The following is a 3,331-nucleotide window of genomic DNA, read 5'->3' as shown; positions in this document are numbered from 1 at the left end:
GAAGCCATCAACAAGGCACTCCAATACAGAGCCACTCCATCCGAGTGGCTTTTAATATTGTCGGTAATACTCGCTATCTGTTGTGCGGGTATTGCTTATCTGATTATCGATTCGTTTTGAGGTGACTGATATGGCGAAGGAATATTTTGTCATCAGCGTAAATCACACTATGCGCCATAGCCGCTACATACTTTTGTGGGCGGAAAACAACGCTGGATATAGAGGGAAAATAGAGTCTGCTGGGCGTTATGAAGAGGACAAAATTTTATCTCAAATCAGATATTACAACTCAGGATGCGACACTATTGCCGTTCCGTGCGAATTGCTGGAGCGTCTTGCCGTCCCTGTGGATGAAAATTTTTTCGATACTGAAGGCGGGGGATGGGTGATTAATTCTAGAAAAAATTGGATTGAGATTTTAAAGCACACAATCTGCAAACCACAGCATGAGCCAAAGCCTGAATACAAAGGCTCACGTCGCAAGCAGGAGGCATGATGGATAGGAATATCGAAGAATTGAGAATTGCTCGCCTTAAAAGTAAGTTTGAAATAGCCAAGTCATACGGATCTGACCAGTTAACCGTACCAATGCCAGATTTAGACGCACTGATAGCCCAGCTGGAAGCGGTACAGAAAGAGCTAATAGACTGGCGTGCTATCGGAGAAGCAGCGGCACAAGATGATGCTGACTGGCACAAGCTAGCAGACACAGATTTAATCTGCGAAATGGTCAATGTTCTTATTGCTACAGGTGAAAGAGCGAAGAAAGCAGAAGCCGAGTTATCAGCGGCAAACGAGAAGCTGAGTAAGCCGGTTGTGTTGAGTTCGTCAACGGTCATGAGTCGGGCCTGTGCGGTGCGAGCAATCAAAGCAGCCGGCTTCACGGTAGAGGAGTGAATAATGGATTGGCATGAATACTTTATCTACGAGCCCGAAACTGGGTTATTGCTGAACAAAATATCTCGATACAAGGCTCGAATTGGTACACCTGTTGGATTCTCCAATGGGAAAGGTTATTTACAAGTAACGCTAAATAGGAAGCCATACAGGGTGCATAGAATCATATGGGAAATGCATAATGGCCCTATACCAGAAGGAATGCAGATTGACCATATCGACCACAATCGTGTGAATAACAGGCTAAATAACCTGCGAGTAGTCACCAACAAACAAAATAATCAGAATCGAACCCGACCATCTAATAACACCAGTGGAACCATTGGCGTTTACTGGAATAAGTTTTCAAGGAAATGGCATTCAATAATTGTTGTCGATGGGAAAGAAAAGAGTATTGGGTATTATGATGACATCAGTAATGCTGTCGCCGCCCGTAAACAGGCGGAGCGGGAACGAGGGTTTCACCCCAATCACGGAATGCCAGCGGAGGATAAATGCTAATCGGCTTTGTTCTTCTCATTACTTCCTGCTTTAACGATAGTTGCAACGCCCTACCAGTTACCGAAGATATCTACCCTACTCAATCCGAATGCCAAGTCGTATCAACTCAGCTTAAAGAGCGCAAGCCCAACGTTGTGCTCATGTGCAGCGAAGTGTATCGTTAATTCCCTGATTTTTATTGGAGGATTTTCGGTGAGTAAACATATTACTGTTTTGTTGCAACATGGAAAGATTGACTATATTGAAGTAAGCGATGACACCACCTCTGTTACTTATTCTGCTAAAAATGGTGCATCACCGTTACTATCAATGCCCATTGAGGAGTTAGTCATTGATGGGAAAACATATTATTTTGCAAGATCCTCATCTTTAACAGAAGAAGAAAAAATTATAGCCGCAATTAAGGGCGCCAAGTCTTAATACCAAATACCTAACAAACAAACCTCGCTAATGCGGGGTTTTTTATTGCCTAAATTCAGAGGTTACCTATGCAGCACTTAGAAATCACTATGCCTGACGGCAGCAAGTGGGCCGTTCCGGTTCATGTAATTCAAACTCACGCAGCCAATAACGATTTAGAAATTTCTCATGAAGAAGATATAGAAGATTGGGCCGAAAATAATATGAATTGGTCTGATGTTGAAGGGTTTGCCGTAATGACCACTCCACCTGAAGAGGATTATCAGGAAGGGTGGGTAAATGGCGAGAAGAAATTTATAGAGCGTTAATCACCCACCACGGACTCACAGAAACGGATTTCACTATCTGGAGTATCCCTATGCGTATAGAAATAGAAAACTACGTCATCACGAGTGATGAATATCAGTTCACCCTCAGCCAGAAAAATGTGTTTGGCAAAGAGAGTAAATATGCCGGACAGACTTATGAAAAAGCTGTCGGCTATTACCCAAAACTTAGCCAAGTTATTACTGCATTGATTATGCGCGGCGTTATGAAATCAGACATCGAATCACTACAAGCCATGCAGCAGCATATTACCCGCGTCAGCCTTGCCTGCGAAAAGGCGCTGAAAGATTTCACATCAGAACCGGTAAATGATGAGGTAGCGTAATGTGCGATGAAATCGACCAGGCTCAAAAACTTGAATTACTCAACATCAAAATCGGAATAGCCAATCGCAAGCCAAAAATGACATTTACCGGGCGCTGCCACTTTTATGAGTGCCGCCGGGCAATTACTCGCGGGTTGTTCTGTGATGCTGACTGCCGGGATGACCATGAGATTGACGAACGGCGGAAAAGGAATGCGGCATGAGCGACTACCAGCTTATCTATTGCGACCCGCCGTGGCAGTACAGCAACAAGGCCAGCAACGGGGCGGCAGACAATCACTATGTAACAATGAGCATGACAGAGCTTAAGAGGCTACCAGTGTGGTCTATTGCGGCTGAAAACTCAGTCTTGTGTTTGTGGTACACCGGTAATTTCAATGATGAAGCTAAGCAACTTGCGGAAGCGTGGGGTTTCCAGGTGCGCACGATGAAGGGGTTCACCTGGGTAAAGCTAAACCAACTGGCCGAAGAGCACATTAACAAGGCTCTGGCCGCCGGTGAGGTGCAGGATTTTTACGATTTCCTAACCCTGCTGAATGAGCAATCACGGATGAATGGCGGGAACTATACCAGGGCGAATACGGAAGATGTGTTGATCGCCGTGCGCGGGCACGGGCTGGAGCGGCTGAGCGCCAGCATTAAGCAAGTAGTTTACTCGCCGCTTGGTCACCACAGCGAAAAGCCGTGGGAAGTTCGAAACCGGCTGGAAATGCTTTATGGGGATGTGAAGCGCATCGAGTTATTTTCAAGGAAGGAGTTGCACGGGTGGGATACCTGGGGCAATGAGTGCGGTAAGTCTATTCAACTGATACCGGGGAGAGCTGAAGGAATATGAGCGAACTAATAATTTACCTGGATTGG

Annotated in this window: 8 protein-coding genes; all 8 read left to right on the top strand. The window is 45.4% G+C overall.

Features of this window, described 5'->3' with window-relative positions; all coding sequences use genetic code 11:
• The first annotated feature begins 130 nt into the window (after positions 1 to 130).
• Entirely contained in the window at positions 131 to 496 is a 366-nt protein-coding gene (locus tag DBA33_RS20005; protein WP_120807089.1) for a hypothetical protein, read from the top strand.
• Positions 493 to 897 (top strand): hypothetical protein, encoded by a 405-nt coding sequence (locus tag DBA33_RS20000; RefSeq protein WP_162975251.1) that lies wholly within the window; start codon positions 493 to 495, stop codon positions 895 to 897. Before DBA33_RS20005 ends, DBA33_RS20000 begins: the two co-directional genes overlap by 4 nt.
• A 3-nt stretch (positions 898 to 900) precedes the next feature.
• Positions 901 to 1,398: an HNH endonuclease gene (locus DBA33_RS19995; protein ID WP_120807087.1), complete on the top strand. Its 498-nt coding sequence runs from the start codon at positions 901 to 903 to the stop codon at positions 1,396 to 1,398.
• A gap of 192 nt (positions 1,399 to 1,590) precedes the next feature.
• Positions 1,591 to 1,818 carry a hypothetical protein gene (locus DBA33_RS19990; protein ID WP_120807086.1) on the top strand — a complete coding sequence of 76 codons (228 nt, stop codon included), beginning with the start codon at positions 1,591 to 1,593 and terminating at the stop codon, positions 1,816 to 1,818.
• 68 nt (positions 1,819 to 1,886) lie between these two features.
• Positions 1,887 to 2,126: a hypothetical protein gene (locus DBA33_RS19985; protein WP_240442740.1), complete on the top strand. Its 240-nt coding sequence runs from the start codon at positions 1,887 to 1,889 to the stop codon at positions 2,124 to 2,126.
• A 50-nt stretch (positions 2,127 to 2,176) separates the two neighbouring features.
• Positions 2,177 to 2,470 (top strand): DUF5405 family protein, encoded by a 294-nt coding sequence (locus DBA33_RS19980; protein WP_049556518.1) that lies wholly within the window; start codon positions 2,177 to 2,179, stop codon positions 2,468 to 2,470.
• Positions 2,470 to 2,673, top strand: coding sequence for a hypothetical protein (locus tag DBA33_RS19975; protein WP_120807085.1), 204 nt, complete (start codon positions 2,470 to 2,472; stop codon positions 2,671 to 2,673). The genes DBA33_RS19980 and DBA33_RS19975 overlap by 1 nt, the downstream gene beginning before the upstream one ends.
• Positions 2,670 to 3,305: an MT-A70 family methyltransferase gene (locus DBA33_RS19970; protein WP_120807084.1), complete on the top strand. Its 636-nt coding sequence runs from the start codon at positions 2,670 to 2,672 to the stop codon at positions 3,303 to 3,305. The genes DBA33_RS19975 and DBA33_RS19970 overlap by 4 nt, the downstream gene beginning before the upstream one ends.
• Positions 3,306 to 3,331: the final 26 nt, after the last annotated feature.

This window comes from Yersinia sp. IP36721 (assembly GCF_003634395.1).
Taxonomy (GTDB): Bacteria; Pseudomonadota; Gammaproteobacteria; order Enterobacterales; family Enterobacteriaceae; genus Yersinia; species Yersinia entomophaga.
This window is presented reverse-complemented; position numbering and strand designations above follow the sequence as displayed.

Coding starts and splice junctions, on each gene's coding strand:
- DBA33_RS20005 (WP_120807089.1), top strand. CDS start 131: ATGGCGAAGGAATATTTTGTCATCAGCGTAAATCACACTATGCGCCAT.
- DBA33_RS20000 (WP_162975251.1), top strand. CDS start 493: ATGATGGATAGGAATATCGAAGAATTGAGAATTGCTCGCCTTAAAAGT.
- DBA33_RS19995 (WP_120807087.1), top strand. CDS start 901: ATGGATTGGCATGAATACTTTATCTACGAGCCCGAAACTGGGTTATTG.
- DBA33_RS19985 (WP_240442740.1), top strand. CDS start 1,887: ATGCAGCACTTAGAAATCACTATGCCTGACGGCAGCAAGTGGGCCGTT.
- DBA33_RS19980 (WP_049556518.1), top strand. CDS start 2,177: ATGCGTATAGAAATAGAAAACTACGTCATCACGAGTGATGAATATCAG.
- DBA33_RS19975 (WP_120807085.1), top strand. CDS start 2,470: ATGTGCGATGAAATCGACCAGGCTCAAAAACTTGAATTACTCAACATC.
- DBA33_RS19970 (WP_120807084.1), top strand. CDS start 2,670: ATGAGCGACTACCAGCTTATCTATTGCGACCCGCCGTGGCAGTACAGC.